The following is a 17,519-nucleotide window of genomic DNA, read 5'->3' as shown; positions in this document are numbered from 1 at the left end:
CTGCGATGATGCCCTCATCTTTTTTCGTGAAGTTTTCCTATGTTGTTGACCCGTCATCTTGATGCCAATGCCTCTTTGGTCTCGCTGATCGAGCCCTTGGCGATCCGCGATGGTTTCGTTCCCACGCGGCTGCCCGGCGTGCATGTGCTCAGGGCCTGCCAGGATGTTGCCCGCGGTCCGCAGCTTTACGAGCCGAGCCTGGTGATCATTGCCCAGGGCAGCAAGCTGGCCTACCTGGGACCTCGCACATTGGAATATGGTGCCGGGCATTATCTGATCCAGGCATTGCCGGTGCCGTTCGAGTGCGAAACCTATGCCATGCCCAATGCCCCGCTGCTAGGGGTTTCTGTGGCGATCGATCGGGTGATGCTGGGGGAGCTGGTGCTGGCCATGGGGCTGGTGGCGGGGCGGAGCCTGGCGCCGCAGACGCCGGAGTCCATGACCTGTGCCGTGCTCGATGACGCGATGCGCGGGTGCGTCGAGCGCTTGTTGCACTGCCTGCACGATCCGCTGGAGTGCCAGGTCATGGGCCAGGCGCGGCTGCGGGAATTGCTGTTCGTCGCCTTGCGTGGGCCCCAGGCCGATGTATTGCGGGCACTGGTGGAACAGCAAGGGCAGTTCGCCCGGATTGCCGCTGCCCTGAGCCATCTGCATGCACACTTTACCGAGCCGCTGAACGTCGAGACGTTGGCCAGTTGCGCGAACATGAGCGCCTCGACCTTTCATGAGCATTTCAAGCGCAGCACCCTATTGTCGCCGGTGCAGTACCTCAAGCGCTTGCGTCTGCTCAAGGCTCAGCGATTGCTGCTTAGCGAAGGCTTGGGCGTGGCCCAGGTCGCGCATCAGGTGGGGTATCAGAGTTCGTCGCAGTTCAGCCGGGAGTACAAACGCTACTTCGAGCGCAATCCCGGGGAAGAGCGCGCCGCCTGATCCCGTGATGTTCCCTTGTGGGAGCGAGCTTGCTCGCGATAGCGGTGTGTCAGTCGACATCTGTGTTGAATGAAAAATCGTTATCGCGAGCAAGCTCGCACACATTGGGTTGCGGTGTTCCTTGAATGGCAGGCAACAAAAAGGCCCCCTTTCGGGAGCCTTGATGTTCAGCGAATCGGCTTACATGTTCGGGTAAGTCGGCCCACCGGCGCCTTCCGGCGAAACCCAGGTGATGTTCTGCGAAGGATCCTTGATGTCGCAGGTCTTGCAGTGCACACAGTTCTGGGCGTTGATCTGGAAGCGCTTCTCGCCGTCTTCCTTGGTCACCACTTCGTACACGCCGGCCGGGCAGTAGCGTTGTGCCGGTTCGTCGTACAGTGGCAGGTTCTTGCTGATCGGGATGCTCGGGTCGGTCAGCTTCAGGTGGCAGGGTTGTTCTTCTTCATGGTTGGTACCGGAGATGAACACCGAGCTGAGTTTGTCGAAGCTCAACTTGCCGTCAGGTTTGGGGTAGTCGATCTTCTGGCTGTCCTTGGCCAGTTTGAGGCAGGCGTAGTCCGGCTTGGTGTCGTGCAGGGTGAACGGCATTTTGCCGCCCATGATGTTCTGGTCGAACCAGTTGAAGCCAGCGCCAATGATCGGACCGAATTTGTGCATCGCCGGGCCGAAGTTGCGGGTGGCGAACAGTTCTTCGTAGAGCCAGCTGTTCTTGAAGCTGTCGACATAGGCAGTCAGTTCATCGCCGCCTTCGGATTCGGCGAACAAGCGATCGGCCACGGCGTCGGCCGCGAGCATGCCGGACTTCATGGCAGTGTGGCTGCCTTTGATCTTGGCGAAGTTGAGGGTGCCGAGGTCGCAACCGATCAGCGCACCGCCCTTGAAAACCATTTTCGGCAGCGAATTCAGACCGCCCTTGCAGATGGCGCGGGCGCCGTAGCTGATGCGTTTGCCGCCTTCCAGGTACTGCTTGAGGACCGGGTGATGCTTGAGGCGCTGGAACTCATCGAACGGCGACAGGAAGGTGTTGCTGTAGGACAGGTCAACGATCAGGCCGACTACGACCTGATTGTTTTCCAAGTGATACAGGAACGAGCCACCGGTGTTTTCGGCGCTCATGATGTCCAGCGGCCAGCCGGCGGTGTGCACCACCAGGCCCGGTTGATGCTTGGCCGGGTCGATTTCCCAGATTTCCTTCAGGCCGATGCCGTAGTGCTGGGCGTCGGCATCGCTGTCAAGGTTGAAGCGCTTGATCAGTTGCTTGCCGATGTGACCACGGCAGCCTTCGGCGAACAGCGTGTACTTGCCGCGCAGTTCCATGCCGGGAGTGTAGAGGCCTTCCTTCGGCTGACCTTCACGGTCGACACCCAGGTCGCCGGTGATGATCCCGCGGACCACGCCATTCTCGTCGAACAGCGCTTCCTGGGCGGCGAAGCCCGGGTAGATTTCCACGCCCAGGTTCTCGGCCTGCTGGGCCAGCCAGCGGCACAGGTTGCCCAGGGAGATGATGTAGTTGCCTTCGTTGTGCATGGTCTTGGGCACAAAGAAGTCGGGCACCTTGGTGGAGGTCTCGCTGCTGCGCAGTACATAGATGTCGTCGCGCACCACCGGGGTGTTGAGCGGTGCGCCCAGTTCTTTCCAGTCCGGGAACAGTTCGTTCAGGGCGCGGGGTTCGAACACCGCACCGGAGAGGATGTGCGCACCGACCTCGGAGCCTTTTTCGACCACGCAGACGCTGATTTCCTTACCGGCTTCGGCGGCCTTCTGTTTCAGTCGGCAAGCGGCAGACAGGCCAGCGGGGCCGGCACCGACGATGACCACGTCGAATTCCATGTATTCGCGTTCCACAGGCTATCTCCTACTCAAGGCTCTACAGTTTTTTCTAATTGGAGGTTGGGCGTGGCATCCGTCGTTTCTTTGCTAAAAGCGACGAAAGTGACACGGAATGGCACGCGGTGCTCTCTTAAGCGGCGCATTATATCTACACCACTCTCAGGGTCCAATACAAACGTTTGTTTGAAATTGCCGCAGGCCAGATAAATCACTGACGTGCGGCTTATGACTGACCATTTTGCCGTATTGACCGGAATAGGTGTTCCGGTCAAGATACGGGCGGTTTTGCGCTCGCCGTAGGCTGACTGTTGGTTTCAAGAGCACCTCTAAAGACAGGGCGAAGGCAGCACAAAGTGACGTATTGCGTGGTTCGGACGCGCAGTTTACACGCCGCGATAATGAATGACTCATCAGTCATCACTGACGAACGGTCTTCACTCCCGTGAGCAAGGTCATGTGTGGTTCATGCCGGCGTTTTTAGAGGTGCCCTTGCGCCCATGAGCATCAACCGCCAGGTTCGCCTAGGCGACTTTCTTTTCACCGGAGAGTAACGAGGAATCCATGAAGGTTCTTGTAGCTGTCAAACGAGTGGTCGACTATAACGTCAAGGTTCGCGTCAAGGCGGACAACTCCGGCGTCGACCTCGCCAACGTCAAGATGTCGATGAACCCTTTCTGCGAAATCGCCGTAGAAGAAGCCGTACGCCTGAAAGAAAAAGGCGTGGCGACTGAGATCGTCGTCGTCTCCATCGGCCCGACCACCGCCCAGGAACAACTGCGCACCGCGCTGGCACTGGGTGCCGATCGCGCCATCCTCGTCGAATCCGCCGAAGACCTGACTTCCCTGGCCGTGGCCAAGCTGCTCAAGGCCGTTGTCGACAAGGAACAGCCATCGCTGGTGATCCTCGGCAAGCAAGCCATCGACAGCGACAACAACCAGACCGGCCAGATGCTCGCGGCATTGAGCGGCTATGGTCAGGGCACGTTTGCGTCCAAGGTTGAAGTGTCCGGCGACAGCGTTGCCGTGACCCGCGAAATCGACGGCGGCGCGCAGACGGTTTCCTTGAAACTGCCGGCTATCGTCACCACCGACCTGCGTTTGAACGAGCCGCGCTACGCGTCCCTGCCAAACATCATGAAAGCCAAGAAGAAGCCGCTTGAAGTGCTGACGCCTGACGCTTTGGGCGTTTCCACCGCCTCCACCAACAAGACCGTAAAAGTCGAAGCGCCGGCTGCACGCAGCGCGGGCATCAAGGTCAAGTCGGTGGCTGAACTGGTCGAGAAACTGAAAAACGAAGCGAAGGTAATCTGATCATGACTATCTTGGTAATCGCCGAACACGATAACAAGGCGCTGGCTCCGGCCACGCTGAACACCGTTGCTGCCGCTGCCAAAATCGGTGGCGATGTCCACGTCCTGGTAGCCGGGCAGGGCGCTGGCGCCGTTGCCGAAGCTGCTGCGAAAATCGCTGGCGTGGCAAAAGTGCTGGTGGCCGACAACGCCGCCTACGCGCACCAACTGCCGGAAAACGTTGCTCCTCTGGTTGCAGAGTTGGGCAAGGGCTACAGCCACATCCTGGCTGCCGCTACTTCCAATGGCAAAAACATCCTGCCGCGCGTTGCCGCTGCCCTGGATGTCGACCAGATCTCCGAGATTATCTCGGTGGAAAGCGCCGACACCTTCAAGCGTCCGATCTACGCCGGTAACGCGATCGCAACCGTTCAATCGAACGCTGCGGTCAAGGTCATCACCGTCCGCGCCACCGGTTTCGACCCGGTTGCCGCCGAAGGTGGTTCGGCTGCCGTTGAAGCCGTAGGCGCTGCCCACGACGCCGGCATCTCCAGCTTCGTCAACGAAGAACTGGCCAAGTCCGATCGTCCGGAACTGACCGCTGCCAAGATCGTCGTTTCCGGCGGGCGTGGCATGCAGAACGGTGACAACTTCAAGCACCTGTACGCCCTGGCCGACAAGCTGGGCGCTGCCGTCGGCGCTTCCCGCGCGGCGGTCGACGCAGGTTTCGTACCCAACGACATGCAGGTCGGCCAGACCGGCAAGATCGTTGCGCCACAGCTGTACATCGCCGTCGGTATCTCCGGCGCGATCCAGCACCTGGCCGGCATGAAAGACTCCAAGGTGATCGTTGCGATCAACAAGGACGAAGAAGCGCCGATCTTCCAGGTGGCCGATTATGGCCTGGTAGCCGACCTGTTCGAAGCCATCCCTGAGCTGGAGAAGCTGGTCTAATCCGGCGTCTTCACTTATAAAGAGCCCGGCCCTTTGGCCGGGTTTTTTATTTGTGCACTATTTGTTTTCGCTGCAAGGGGAGCGTATTGCCATGGATCTTCGCCGTTTGGCTGGTTGGTCATTGTTGTGGGCGTTGGCGGGTGTGCCAGGCCTGGCCACTGCCGCCGGCAAGTGTGAGCGACTGATCGCCACCGGCAGCCCGGATGCGCCGCCCTACCTTTGGCAAGACCCCCAGGACCCCAAGCATCTGATTGGCGCCGGCGCCGACCTGCTGACGCAAGTGGCAGGGGAGCTGGGTATCAAGATCGAACTGCTTTATGCCGGCAAGCGCGCCCAGGCGCTGGATGAAGTGCGCAGCGGGCGCATGGATCTGCTCACCGATGCTCCACTGACCAGCACTGGCCTCGAAGCGTTGGACTACGTCCATCCACCTTTGCTGGAAAACGATTACCTGGTCTGGACCCGCAAGGATTCGACGCTGGTCATCAACCAGCCCGAGGATCTTCATGGTCATCCCGGAGCCTTGTCGGAAAAGGCGCGTATGACCCAGGGATTCGGCATCTTCGCCGAGCAGAAATTGTCCTTGGTGCGCACGCCCAACCTGACCCAGGCCTTTCAGAAATTGCTGTTGGGTGAGGTGGAATATGTCCTGGCGGGGCGCTACTCGGGCCTGGCAATGGCGCAGACACTGGGGATGGCCAACGACCTGCAAGCCGCACCGCAACCGGTGGATAAACCGGGGCTGTTCCTCGCGGTTTCCCATAACTCCGCCTGCAATGACCCATGGTTACGCGGACAGCTGGCGCAAAAGATGACAGAATTGGCCGCGTCCGGCCTGACAGAGGCTGTGTTGCAGCGCAATCTTGAGCGTTGGAACACACAGTTGCAGCCACCTGTCGGTGCCCCAAAACAGTAGGGAACATTAGTGACTATTCGACCTCTTTTCGCTGCCCTGGCCGTTCTGGCTCTGGCGGGTTGCGCAGCCGATCCGGCGCCGAATGAACAGATCCGCCTGACCGAACAGGCACTGGAGCAAGCTCGGGCCGTGGGCGCCAATGCCGACGAAGTGCCCGAATTGAAACTGGCCGAGGAAAAGTTCGCTCGGGCCAAATCCAACATGGCCGACGAATCGTACAAGAAGGCACGCATGCGGGCTGAACAGGCCGAGCTGGATGCACGTCTGGCCGAAGCCAAGGTGCTGACCCTCAAGAGCCAGGAGCAACTGAACGTGCTCGACACCCGCATCAAGCGTTTGCGCAAACAGTTGAGGGATGATGCCCAATGAAGCAGTCCCATGTATTTGGCGGGCTGGTCCTCGCGGGCCTGGCCAGTTTGTATGGCTGTGCCGGCCAGCGCAGCGAAGCAGCGCTCGAACAGGCCAGCACCGACTTCCAGAAGGTCAAGGAAGACGCCAACGTATTGCGCGCCGCGCCCAGGGACGTGATCCGTGCCGGTGAATCCCTGGCCCGGGCTGATCGCTTGTCCAGCTACTGGGGCAGTGGCGAGGATGTTCAGCATTACGCCTACCTGAGCCAGCGCTACAGTGCGATTGCCCGGGAGCACAGTAATCAGGTGCTGAACGAAGAGCGTGCGGCAAAGCTCGAACTGGAGCGCCAGCGCCTGCAGTTGGCCTTGCGTGAGTCCAAGTTGCTGAGCGTGCAGCAGCAGGGCAAATGGCTGGAAGAACAGATCATGGCGATGGCGACCACCCAGACCGATCGCGGCCTGGTGATGACGCTGGGTGATGTCCTGTTCGACACCGGCGAGGCAGAACTGAAGAATTCGGCCAACCGCGTGGTGCTCAAGATCGTGCAGTTCTTGCAGCTCAATCCCAAGCGTGTCGTGCGCATCGAGGGCTATACCGATAGCACCGGCGGCAAGCAGGAAAATCTCAAGCTGTCTCGGGACCGTGCACAGTCGGTGGCGGACGTGCTGGTGGACTTGGGGATTGACGAAAAACGTATCCAGGTCGAAGGCTACGGTGACGAGTATCCGGTGGACGTCAACGCCTCGGAGCGGGGGCGGGCCCAGAACCGCCGTGTTGAAATTGTGTTCTCCGACGAGAAAGGCCAGCTCGGCGCCGCCCGCTGAGGGCGGCGTCACTGGAAAACCCGGCCCCTTCCACGGCGCCGGGTTTTTTTGGCTCGCAGATTATCCTCCCAGGGGTACAGTTAGCGCTGTCACTCCACTGTACTGTCGAGTAATCTGGCAACTGTCCCCGTACACTTCTAAACTGTTCCGGTATCGTTTCCGACAAGAATAAAATGCCCGTGAAATCGAGTGCTGCGTCATGACCAACCTTCTGCTCTATCAACGTATTGCTCAGCAACTGGCTGAAGACATCCGGCGCGGTGTGTATCAGCCTGGCGAACGCGTGCCGTCGGTGCGCAAGATGAGTTCCCAGCTCAACGTCAGCCATGCCACGGTGCTGCAGGCCTACGCCAACCTTGAAGACCAGGGGCTGATCCGCGCGCGGCCGCAATCGGGTTACTACGTGCACCAGACGCCGGCCCTCACCGCGCCGACGCCGGACATCGCCCGGGTCGAGCGCCCGGGGCTGGTGACGCGCAGCAGTATCATCCAGCAAGTTTTGGTCGAGTCGCGCCGTGAAGGGGTGTTCCCATTGGGGGCGGCGGTGCCGAGCGTCGATTACCTGCCTGTGCGGGCGCTGCACCAGCAATTGGCCAAGGTCACGCGTTTCCATAGCCCGCGGGCGTTCAGCTACATGTTCAGCCCGGGCTTCGAGCCGTTGCGGCGTCAGGTGGCGATTCGTATGCGCGACGCTGGCGTCGTGGTGGATCCTTCTGAAGTAGTGATTACCCACGGCTGTGTCGATGCGCTGCAAATGTCCTTGCGCGTGCTGACCCGGCCAGGGGATCTGATCGCCGCCGAATCGCCCACCTATTACGGCTTGCTCCAACTGGCGGATCTGTTGGGGCTCAAGGTCATCGAGATCCCTAGTGATCCGGTTACCGGCATGAGCCTCGAGGCTTTGCAGCTGGCGGCCAACCAATGGTCGATCAAGGCACTGGTGTTGACCACGCGCCTGAGCAATCCCCTTGGCGGCACTATGCCAGAGGAGCGACAAAAGCAACTGCTGCGCCTGGCGTCGGACTTCGACATTCAGGTCGTCGAGGACGATATCTATGGCGAACTCATGTTCGAGCAGGGGCGTACCAAGGCGCTCAAGGCCTACGACCGGTTGGACCGGGTCATCTACTGTTCGAGTTTTTCCAAGACCTTGTCGCCGGGCGTGCGCATCGGCTGGATGATTGCTGGAAAATTCCAGCAGGAAATCCAGCGACTCCAGACCTTCAGTACTCACTCGGCGTGCAGCGTCACGCAGATGGGCATCGCGGCGTATCTGGAAAATGGCGGCTACGACCGGCACCTGCGCTATATCCGCCAGGAGTACCGCAAGAACCTCAGCGCTTTTCAACTGGCGGTGCAGCAGTACTTCCCCGAAGGCACGCAAATGAGCCGGCCTACCGGAGGTTTCATTTTGTGGGTCAGCCTGCCGGGGCGGGTCAATACTCAAGAGTTGCATGTGCGGGCGCTGCAGCAAGGTATCAGTATCGCGCCAGGGCTGATTTTCAGTAACACCGAGCAGTTCAATCATTGTATCCGCTTGAACTGTGGCACGCCCTGGAACCGCGAGGCAGAGCGGGCCTTGATGACGCTGGGGCTGTTGGCGACTCAACTGTGCCAAGAGACCGCCAACGGATTTTTATAGGAATCAGCGGTTTAGCCTGATGTGCTTGTCAGCGTCTCATTATCAGGCGAGCATGGGGTTCCCTGCCGTAAGTGCCGTTGTGTTTATGAAAGCCATTGTTCCTGCCGTGTGGGTTTTGATCGGCCTGTTGACTGCCTTCCACATGGGAGGCGTGATGGCCGCATCGGCACCGGAGAAACCCGCCGCCAGCGCCACGAAAAATGCGTCGAAAAAACCGGCTGCGGTCAAAAAGGCGCCCGTGAAAAAAGTGGCTCCTGCAAAGAAGAAACGTGCTCCCATCGCCTCCAAGAGCAAATCTGCCCACGAGGTTGCCAAGACCCCGTTGCCGCCGGCCAAGCTGGATTTGAGCCTGCCCCATGACATGGTCGAGGAACTGCAGCCGCCCGGTCAGGTGCAGTCAACCAAACATCAACCACTGCTGCCGTCCATGTTTGGAGATAAACCCGGGCCGTTCCAACTCAATGGCCGTTTGCTGAGCAATGAAATGCAACTGCCGCTGCGCAATCAAGAGCGCAATGAAGTGGAAGGCGCGGCGCTGGATTTTGAATTCAAGCAATAAACCTCCGTCATGCAGGCAGTTGGTCGCTGACTGCCCAGTCATCTCACCGTGGCCGAAAAAACACGCGATCGGTAATTTAAAACGAGTGTTTTAGCCGTTACTCTGTGACCCGTTACCAACCATTACCTGTCGTGAGGATGTTGTCGTCATGAAGTGCCGTGAAGGCTGTGGCGCCTGCTGCATCGCCCCGTCCATCAGCTCGCCGATCCCTGGTATGCCCCATGGCAAGCCGGCGGGAGAACGTTGCGTGCAATTGTCGGTCGATAATCTGTGCCGGATCTTCGGCCAGCCGGAACGCCCGGCGGTGTGCTCGGCGTTCGAAGCCGACATCGAGGTCTGTGGCAGCAGCAGCGAAGACGCCATCCGATTGATCGGTTGGTGGGAGCAAGTCACGGCAGCGTAGTGGGTCAATGATCAGAACTTGGACAATAAGGAAAAAAACTATGGGTTCGCTGCATCGTATGGCTGTGTTGTGTGGGTTGACCGTGTTGTTGGCGACGGCAACCGCCCAGGCAGAGAGCTGGACAGTGGCCAAGGAGCAGGACGGTATCAAGGTTTCCCTCAGTGAGGTGGCCGGCTCCAAGTACAAGGCCTACCAGGGCGTTACCGTCATGAACACCACCATGGAAAAGCTGCGGGCCCTGCAGGAAGACGTCGCTGGGGCTTGCGCCTGGATTCACGAATGCAAGAGCCAGAAACTGGTCAAGCATGAGGGCAATAAGTCCTGGACCTACACCCAGTTCAATACGCCGTGGCCGGTCACGTCCCGGGACTCGGTGCTGGAAGTCACCACCGTCGAAGGTGCCGATGGCAGCCTGACGCGTAACCTCAAGGGCGTGCCGACGTACCTGCCTGAAGAGCAAGGGTTTGTGCGGGTCACCCAGGTCGAGGGCTTCTGGAAGTTCACGCCCAAGGGCGCGAATCAGATCGAAGTGACCTATCAGGTCCACACCGATCCGGGTGGCAGCGTACCGTCCTGGCTGGCCAACAAGTTTGTCGTCGACGCACCGTTCAACACCTTGAAAGCCCTCAGGGACCGCGCCGAAAAGTAATCGGCTATGGTTGCATCTGGAGACCGCCCATGAGGCGGTCTTTTCATGTGTGCCGTCCAACGACCCGGCGGAACGATTGTTCGACCCTCAATGTCGAGATAAAGGTAAGCCAGGCCCTGAATTGATCGAGGAGACACCGATGCAAAAGTGGGAAATCACTTTCGTGGATGATCACAGCGAAACCAACGTCCAGGAGTTCGAGTATGACCAGGAGCCTACTATGGAACAGGCTGCACAGCTGATTCGCGAAAGGCTGCTTCCGGTGGCCAATGAGTTGGACCTCAATGATCTGGAGGGGCGTACCGCAGACCCGACGGTCAAGAATCTCAAGTCCCAGTACAGCATCGAAATCATCAGCATCACACCGATTTCATGAAATCGTTGTCTGGTCCCGCTTGGCAGTGGCTGCGACTTGCAGCTACTCTGCAAGTGAGATCAGCGAAAGGATCGCTTAGGTCCGGTCTTGTCAGCTACATGCTTGTGTCCCGACGGTAATTTGATGCCGTAGCGCATGCAACTTACCGGTTGTACGCACGGGAAGACGGAAAGTCTATCCATCGGTTTGAGGAGGACGTTTCATGAGCACAGCCTATCAAGAAGACATCAGCACCAGCGTGCTTCGCCGCATGAAAGAAGGTGGTTTCGATTTCTCACAGTTCCATCCCATCGAGTTCTACGCCATTTTCCCGGATGAGGAGCGGGCGCGCAGGGCGGCAGGTCAATTTCGGGGTGAGTCATTGAATGCACAGATCAGCGCACGGGATGACGGGGCCTGGTCATTGGAGCTGAGCCGGGTGATGTACGCCACCTACGATGACATTGGAGACTTCGAGCAGGACTTTGAGGCCGTGGTCGAGCCGCTGGGCGGCATCATCGAAGGCTGGGGCGTCAAGCAGGAGATTCGGCGCCTGCAGGCCTGATAATTCACTCACCGCAACCAGAGCAACGGCTGACCTTTGTGTCGGCCGTTTTCATGTGTGCGAGCCAGTCAATTTCCTTGTTGGGGCGAGCTTGCGCACGAGGGCGGTCATGCGGCCCACATTATTGCCAACTGACCACCGCCATCATTCCCCCCAGGTTTTGTACCTAACTGTATCCAGATCAAGCCACGTGCTCTTTCCATGTCTATGCTCTGGGTAGCGGCGCCCCCTGCGTCGCAATGGAGCGGGAGCAGTGGGGCGAGGGCATTTGCTGCACTACAAGGGTGCGCAGCCTGTCGGAGGCTTATTCAACCCATTGATCATAAAGCGTTTATGCCGATGGCACGGGCCTTGCGAAGCCTGATGCCAGGGTGACAAGGAGTACGGCATGATTCGCACTGGTTTTGACGAAATGTACGACGCCGATGGCCAGGTCCGCCCGCATTATCGGGCATTTGCCCGGTGGCTGGCCGAAACGCCTGACGAACTTCTGGCACAGCGGCGGCGCGAAGCCGACCTGTTGTTTCACCGCGCCGGGATTACCTTCACGCTCTACGGTGACGAGCAGGGGACAGAGCGCCTGATCCCTTTCGACACCATCCCGCGCAGCATCCCTGCCAGTGAATGGCGGGTCGTCGAACGTGGCTGCATCCAGCGAGTCAAGGCGCTGAACATGTTCCTGGCCGACCTCTACCACGAGCAACGCATCATCCGTGCCGGCATTATTCCGGCCGAGCAGGTGCTGGCCAACGAGCAATATCAATTGGCGATGCAAGGTCTGGATCTGCACCGCGATATCTATGCCCACATTTGCGGTGTCGACCTGGTACGCGACGGTGACGGTACGTACTACGTGCTCGAGGATAATCTTCGTACGCCCAGCGGCGTCAGCTACATGCTGGAAGATCGCAAGATGATGATGCGCCTGTTTCCCGAACTGTTTGCTGTCCAGCGTATCGCTCCGATTGATCATTATCCCAACCTACTGCTCGACACCCTGAAAAGCGCCAGTCCGCTGGATGACCCCAGCGTCGTGGTGCTCACTCCGGGGCGCTTCAACAGTGCGTTCTTCGAGCACGCGTTCCTGGCCCGGGAGATGGGGGTGGAGCTGGTAGAGGGCGCTGACCTGTTCGTGCGCGATGACAAGGTATTCATGCGCACCACCGACGGGCCGAAAGCGGTGGATGTGATCTATCGTCGCCTCGACGATGCGTTCCTCGACCCGCTGGCCTTCAATCCGGATTCGATGCTTGGGGTGCCGGGGCTGTTGTCGTCCTACCGTTCCGGCAACGTGGTGTTGGCCAACGCCATCGGCACGGGCGTGGCGGACGACAAGTCGGTGTATCCGTTCGTTACCGACATGATCCGTTTTTACCTGGACGAAGAACCGATCCTGAAGAACGTTCCTACGTGGCAGTGTCGTAATCCTGCTGAGCTTTCCCATGTGCTGGTGAATCTCCCGAACCTGGTGGTCAAGGAAACCCAGGGCTCCGGCGGCTACGGGATGCTGGTGGGGCCGGCGTCGACGACGGCGCAGATCGATGCCTTCCGCGAGCGAATCAAGGCCAAGCCGCACGCCTACATCGCCCAGCCGACGCTGTCACTCTCGACGTGTCCGACCTTTGTCGAAAATGGCATCGCCCCGCGCCACATCGACTTGCGCCCGTTTGTGCTGTCCGGCCGGGAAACCCGTGTGGTCCCGGGCGGCCTGACCCGGGTGGCGTTGCGTGAAGGGTCGCTGGTGGTGAATTCGTCCCAGGGCGGGGGCACGAAGGACACCTGGGTGGTCGAGGATTGAGGGAGCTGCCATGTTAAGTAGAACTGCCTCGGACCTGTACTGGATGTCGCGTTACCTGGAGCGTGCGGAAAACCTCGCGCGGATGCTCGACGTCAGTTACTCGTTGTCCCTGATGCCTCAGGACGGGCGCGGCGATGGCCTGCACGAATTGGCCATGCCCTTGCTGATCACCGGAACGCTGGACGATTACCGGGAGCGACACGGCGATCTGCATGCCGAACGACTGCTGCATTTCTTTGCCTTGGACGCGGCCAACCCGGCCAGCATCTACAGCTGTCTTGGCTCCGCGCGGGCCAGCGCCCACGCGGTACGTGGGCGAATCACCGCCGACATGTGGGAAAACATCAACGCCACCTGGCTGGAAATTCGCGGGATTGCCGAGCAAGGTTTGACTCGCTACGGCATGAGCCGTTTCTGCGAGTGGATCAAGGAGCGGTCCCACCTGTTCCGAGGTGCAACCTACGGCACCATCATGCGTAACGACGCATTCAGGTTCATTCGCCTGGGGACCTTTATCGAAAGGGCCGATAACACCCTGCGCCTGCTCGACGCCCGCTACGAAATGGCCGGCGATCAGGCCGACACGGTCAGCGACGGTACCGCCCACGCGTATTACCAGTGGAGCGCCTTGTTACGGGCCTTGTCTTCCTTCGAGGCCTACACCGAGATCTACCGCGACGCCCCAGGTGCCCGTCATGTGGCTGAACTGTTGCTGTTACGCGCCGATGTGCCGCGTTCGCTGCGGGCCTGCACCGAAGAAATCGAGCAGATCCTCGCGAGCCTGCCAGGTTCCAATGGCCGGCAGGCACAACGGCTGGGCGCGGAGATGGACGCGCGTCTGCGCTACACCGGTATCAACGAAATCCTCGACGGGGGCCTGCATGCCTGGCTCACCGAATTCATCCCACTGGTCCGTGAACTGGGCAATGCCATTCACAGTTCCTACCTGGAGGTCATATGAGACTCTCAATCAGCCACGAAACGACCTACCACTATGAAGACCAGGTTCGTGCCAGCATCCAGTACCTGCGCCTGACGCCCCACGACAGCGAACGCCAGCATGTGCTCAGCTGGCAACTGGATTTGCCACGGCCGGTACGGGCGCAGCTGGATCCGTTCGGCAACATCTTTCATGTACTCACCCTCGACGAACCCCACGAAACGATCATCATCGGCGCGCGCGGACAGGTGGACATCGATCCGTTGCACGAAGCCGAGCATGAGAGCCAGTCGGCGCTGCCATTCCTGCGGTTCACCCGATTGACTGAAGCGGACGAAGCTCTTCGCGCGTTTGCCCAGCAGCAATGCAAACAGCGTCGTGATCGCACGGCATTGATCGATTTGATGCACGGGCTGAACCAGCACATGACCTACACACCCGGCGCCACGGAGGTCGAGACCAGCGCAGCCCAGGCTTTTGCTGGTGGTAGTGGGGTGTGTCAGGACCACGCCCACGCATTCCTGGCCTGTGCCCGCAGTCTTGGCGTGCCGGCGCGGTACGTGTCGGGCTATCTGTTCAGCGACAACAGCGAACAGCTGGTCAGCCACGCCTGGGCCGAGGCCTGGCTCGATGACGCCTGGTACAGCTTCGATGTGACCAACCAACTGGTCCGCCCGGAACGACACCTGAAACTGGCCGTGGGCCTGGATTACCTGGATGCCTGCCCGGTGCGGGGCATGCGTCGCGGGGGTGGGTTTGAGCAGATGCATGCCAAGGTGGTCGTGACACCGGCGCCGGTGATCTCGGTGCAACAACAGTAACCGTCTGGCGAGCGAGCTTTTGTGGCAAGGAAGCAGGCTCCCTCGCCACGCAAGCAAATTTACTGCTTCAAAGGCTGTTTGCGTCCTGCCATATGCTTCAAATAGCCCACCAACAAATCCAGCTCTGAGTCCGGTAGCACCGCCTCCGAGAACCCCGGCATCTTGCCCTGGGGCCAGCGACGCAGATTCTGTGGATCACGGATATAGCGTTTGAGGAAATCCCCCGAGAAGTATTCGGTCGGGTTGAAGGGAATGTTCAGGTCCGGGCCGAACTGCGCATCGCCCGCGCCATTGAGCCGATGGCAGGCCAGGCAGTTCTTCTGGAACAGCTCGAAGCCTTTATTGACCGGATCGTCCTTGGCCAGGCTGGGTGACGGTAGCAGGGCCGGGAAGCGTTCGGCCACCGCGGACAGACGCTTGATGCTCGCCAGCGCGTACGGCCATTGTTCAGGGCTGATATGGCCCGCCTGCGGGTTCGTCCAAACCAGATAGAAAGGCCCGGCACTGTGCTTGCCTTCGCCCAGCGCAGGCCAGGGCTTGGCCGGGTCCTCAATCGCCAACCAGGCCCGGGCGCCGCTCTTATTGAGTAGTGGCGCGGCGGGCATTTCGGCGGCGAAACCATCCAGCGCCACGGCTTGCAGATGCTCGTCCGACTGGACGCCAGCCAACAATGCCGTCAGCGGGACGGCGCGATAACTCATCGGTTTCTTGTAGGAAACGTCGTCAGTGATCTGGACTGTCTGGGCTTCAGGATGCTTGAGCAGTTCTTCGGTTTGCCAGGTGCGCGCATTCGCGCCCAGCTCCAGCACCAGCTGCGCGGCATACAGAGGCGTGCTGAGCAGCAACGCCCCGAACACAATGAGAGCTTTCAAATGGATCGCCTTCCATGTCGTGGAGAATGCCGTAAAGGTTGGCACAGCCACCGTCGCCGGGACAACGAACCCGTCACATTTCTTGGCGATACAACGTGCTGATGGTGCAGGCACCCGCGCGCAGGACTCAGCCGATCACCTTGGTGATATTCGGCAAAATCAACAGCAGCGTCGTGGCGAAGAGAATGAGCCCGGCTTGACGAACTTTCGAATGTTTGAACATGGCTGACCCGCCTTTTTTGTTATTTCCTGAGGCCAGCCTGCATATCCATGATGGCTGGCGGTGCACTTCCTGTCTGACAAGCGTCTCGGCAAAACCCGACGACCTTCTTGTACAAGGATTACATTAGGGGCCGCAGCCGCCTTGGCTTAGATCCAATTCGTATCAGTTCAATGGATATCGCTATTAAAACGGCATGAGGCCTATTGCCACCTGCTTGAAGGCCCTTTTGCTAGACAGCTTGCCCACCTGAATCGGTTAACCCGATAGCTCGCTACCGTTCGTCTGAGCGTGGCTGTCAACGCCATTGAGCACTGTGGTCATTGAATCCCGCGCCGCTGGGCTTATGGTTGAAGCCAATTGCCTACCCCGTGGTTCGAGGATGTCATGATCCAAGCTTTGATTTTCGATGCATTACGCACGCCTCGCGGCAAGGGCAAGGCTGATGGCGCGCTGCACAGCGTCAAGCCGGTGAACCTGGTTGGGGGGCTGCTCACTGCGTTGCGCCAACGCATGAGCCTGGACACCAGCCAGGTCGACGACATCGTGTTGGGTTGTGTAACGCCAGTGGGCGAGCAGGGCGCCGACATCGCCAAGACCGCCGCTCTGATCGCCGACTGGGACGTCAGCGTGGCAGGTGTGCAGCTCAATCGGTTTTGCGCCTCGGGTCTGGAAGCGGTGAACCTGGCGGCCATGAAAGTGCGATCCGGGTTCGAGGACCTGGTCGTGGCTGGCGGCGTCGAATCCATGTCCCGGGTGCCTATGGGCAGCGATGGTGGTGCGTGGGCGCTTGACCCGCAATCCAACCTGCATGGCCACTTCACCCCTCAGGGCATCGGCGCTGACCTGATCGCTACTCTGGAAGGCTTCAGTCGCGCGGATGTCGATGCCTACGCGTTGCATTCCCAGCAAAAAGCCGCGCGGGCCCGGGCTGACGGCTCGTTCGACAAATCGCTGGTGGCGGTGCGGGACCAGAATGGCATCGTGCTGCTGGACCACGACGAATTCATCCGCGCCGACTCGACGCTCGAAGGCCTGGGCAAGCTCAAGCCAAGTTTCGAAGCCATGGGCCAGATGGGCTTCGACGGTACGGCGCTGCGGGTCTATAGCCACGTTGAACGAATCAACCATGTGCACACGCCGGGTAACAGTTCCGGCATCGTCGATGGTGCGGCGCTGATGTTGATCGGTTCCGAAGCCAAGGGGCGTGCATTGGGCTTGCGACCCCGGGCGCGGATCGTCGCCACCGCCGTCACCAGCACCGACCCGACGATCATGCTCACCGGCCCGGCGCCGGCCACCCGCAAGGCCTTGGCCAAGGCTGGGTTGCGGGTGGAGGACATCGATCTGTTCGAAGTCAATGAAGCCTTCGCCTCGGTAGTGCTCAAGTTCATCAAGGACATGGCCATCGACCCCGCCAAGGTCAACGTCAACGGTGGCTCCATCGCCATGGGGCACCCCTTGGGCGCCACCGGGTGCGCAATCCTCGGCACTCTGCTCGATGAGTTGGAGGCGCGTCGCCTGCGCTATGGTCTGGCGACCTTGTGTGTCGGCGGCGGCATGGGCATTGCCACTGTGATCGAACGCCTCTGAGCCACGAC

General features: G+C 59.8%; 18 protein-coding genes. 16 read left to right on the top strand and 2 right to left on the bottom strand.

What is annotated here, in order from left to right; genetic code table 11:
* Nucleotides 1-39: 39 nt before the first annotated feature.
* Nucleotides 40-930: an AraC family transcriptional regulator gene (locus tag SGN16_RS20815; protein WP_210639787.1), complete on the top strand. Its 891-nt coding sequence runs from the start codon at nucleotides 40-42 to the stop codon at nucleotides 928-930.
* A gap of 180 nt (nucleotides 931-1,110) precedes the next feature.
* Here SGN16_RS20815 and SGN16_RS20810 read toward each other — a convergent pair whose 3' ends face one another.
* On the bottom strand, nucleotides 1,111-2,775 hold the full coding sequence (locus tag SGN16_RS20810) for an electron transfer flavoprotein-ubiquinone oxidoreductase (protein ID WP_335945831.1): 1,665 nt from the start codon (nucleotides 2,773-2,775) through the stop codon (nucleotides 1,111-1,113).
* A gap of 546 nt (nucleotides 2,776-3,321) precedes the next feature.
* Here SGN16_RS20810 and SGN16_RS20805 point away from each other — a divergent pair.
* The 14 genes from SGN16_RS20805 to SGN16_RS20740 all read left to right on the top strand — a co-directional run bounded on the left by SGN16_RS20805 (nucleotide 3,322) and on the right by SGN16_RS20740 (nucleotide 14,826).
* The gene (locus SGN16_RS20805) at nucleotides 3,322-4,071 is read left to right on the top strand and encodes an electron transfer flavoprotein subunit beta/FixA family protein (RefSeq protein ID WP_003179445.1); all 750 of its coding nucleotides are present in this window, start codon (nucleotides 3,322-3,324) and stop codon (nucleotides 4,069-4,071) included.
* Between the two features lie 2 nt (nucleotides 4,072-4,073).
* Entirely contained in the window at nucleotides 4,074-5,003 is a 930-nt protein-coding gene (locus tag SGN16_RS20800; protein ID WP_210639785.1) for an FAD-binding protein, read from the top strand.
* A 91-nt stretch (nucleotides 5,004-5,094) separates the two neighbouring features.
* Nucleotides 5,095-5,919, top strand: a complete 825-nt coding sequence (locus SGN16_RS20795) for a transporter substrate-binding domain-containing protein (protein WP_210639784.1) — start codon at nucleotides 5,095-5,097, stop codon at nucleotides 5,917-5,919.
* 9 nt (nucleotides 5,920-5,928) lie between these two features.
* Nucleotides 5,929-6,288, top strand: a complete 360-nt coding sequence (locus SGN16_RS20790) for a DUF4398 domain-containing protein (protein ID WP_210639783.1) — start codon at nucleotides 5,929-5,931, stop codon at nucleotides 6,286-6,288.
* Nucleotides 6,285-7,094 carry an OmpA family protein gene (locus tag SGN16_RS20785; RefSeq protein WP_210639782.1) on the top strand — a complete coding sequence of 270 codons (810 nt, stop codon included), beginning with the start codon at nucleotides 6,285-6,287 and terminating at the stop codon, nucleotides 7,092-7,094. The genes SGN16_RS20790 and SGN16_RS20785 overlap by 4 nt, the downstream gene beginning before the upstream one ends.
* 199 nt (nucleotides 7,095-7,293) lie before the next feature.
* Nucleotides 7,294-8,736 (top strand): PLP-dependent aminotransferase family protein, encoded by a 1,443-nt coding sequence (locus tag SGN16_RS20780; protein ID WP_210639781.1) that lies wholly within the window; start codon nucleotides 7,294-7,296, stop codon nucleotides 8,734-8,736.
* Nucleotides 8,737-8,821: 85 nt separating this feature from the next.
* Entirely contained in the window at nucleotides 8,822-9,295 is a 474-nt protein-coding gene (locus SGN16_RS20775) for a translation initiation factor 2 (protein WP_335945830.1), read from the top strand.
* A gap of 148 nt (nucleotides 9,296-9,443) precedes the next feature.
* The gene (locus tag SGN16_RS20770; protein WP_210639779.1) at nucleotides 9,444-9,698 is read left to right on the top strand and encodes a YkgJ family cysteine cluster protein; all 255 of its coding nucleotides are present in this window, start codon (nucleotides 9,444-9,446) and stop codon (nucleotides 9,696-9,698) included.
* Between the two features lie 40 nt (nucleotides 9,699-9,738).
* Complete coding sequence (locus SGN16_RS20765; protein ID WP_335945829.1) at nucleotides 9,739-10,347, top strand: START domain-containing protein; 609 nt, start codon at nucleotides 9,739-9,741, stop codon at nucleotides 10,345-10,347.
* Between the two features lie 139 nt (nucleotides 10,348-10,486).
* The gene (locus SGN16_RS20760; RefSeq protein WP_210639777.1) at nucleotides 10,487-10,723 is read left to right on the top strand and encodes a hypothetical protein; all 237 of its coding nucleotides are present in this window, start codon (nucleotides 10,487-10,489) and stop codon (nucleotides 10,721-10,723) included.
* A 202-nt stretch (nucleotides 10,724-10,925) separates the two neighbouring features.
* Complete coding sequence (locus SGN16_RS20755) at nucleotides 10,926-11,267, top strand: ribonuclease E inhibitor RraB (protein WP_025214821.1); 342 nt, start codon at nucleotides 10,926-10,928, stop codon at nucleotides 11,265-11,267.
* A 388-nt stretch (nucleotides 11,268-11,655) separates the two neighbouring features.
* Entirely contained in the window at nucleotides 11,656-13,065 is a 1,410-nt protein-coding gene (locus tag SGN16_RS20750) for a circularly permuted type 2 ATP-grasp protein (RefSeq protein ID WP_335945828.1), read from the top strand.
* A 10-nt stretch (nucleotides 13,066-13,075) separates the two neighbouring features.
* A complete protein-coding gene (locus SGN16_RS20745) occupies nucleotides 13,076-14,026 on the top strand; it encodes an alpha-E domain-containing protein (protein WP_210639775.1) in 951 nt (316 codons plus the stop codon).
* The gene (locus tag SGN16_RS20740; RefSeq protein ID WP_335945827.1) at nucleotides 14,023-14,826 is read left to right on the top strand and encodes a transglutaminase family protein; all 804 of its coding nucleotides are present in this window, start codon (nucleotides 14,023-14,025) and stop codon (nucleotides 14,824-14,826) included. The genes SGN16_RS20745 and SGN16_RS20740 overlap by 4 nt, the downstream gene beginning before the upstream one ends.
* A gap of 59 nt (nucleotides 14,827-14,885) precedes the next feature.
* On the opposite strand, the gene SGN16_RS20735 is transcribed toward SGN16_RS20740, so the two are convergent.
* Nucleotides 14,886-15,698 carry a cytochrome c gene (locus SGN16_RS20735; RefSeq protein ID WP_335945826.1) on the bottom strand — a complete coding sequence of 271 codons (813 nt, stop codon included), beginning with the start codon at nucleotides 15,696-15,698 and terminating at the stop codon, nucleotides 14,886-14,888.
* Nucleotides 15,699-16,305: 607 nt separating this feature from the next.
* On the opposite strand from SGN16_RS20735, the gene SGN16_RS20730 reads away from it, so the two are divergent.
* Nucleotides 16,306-17,511: an acetyl-CoA C-acetyltransferase gene (locus SGN16_RS20730; protein WP_335945825.1), complete on the top strand. Its 1,206-nt coding sequence runs from the start codon at nucleotides 16,306-16,308 to the stop codon at nucleotides 17,509-17,511.
* Nucleotides 17,512-17,519 lie beyond the last annotated feature (8 nt).

The sequence above is a fragment of the Pseudomonas sp. G166 genome (assembly GCF_037027455.2).
Taxonomy (GTDB): Bacteria; Pseudomonadota; Gammaproteobacteria; order Pseudomonadales; family Pseudomonadaceae; genus Aquipseudomonas.
Note: the sequence above shows the minus strand (reverse complement) of the source record. Positions and strands in the feature narration are given on the sequence as shown.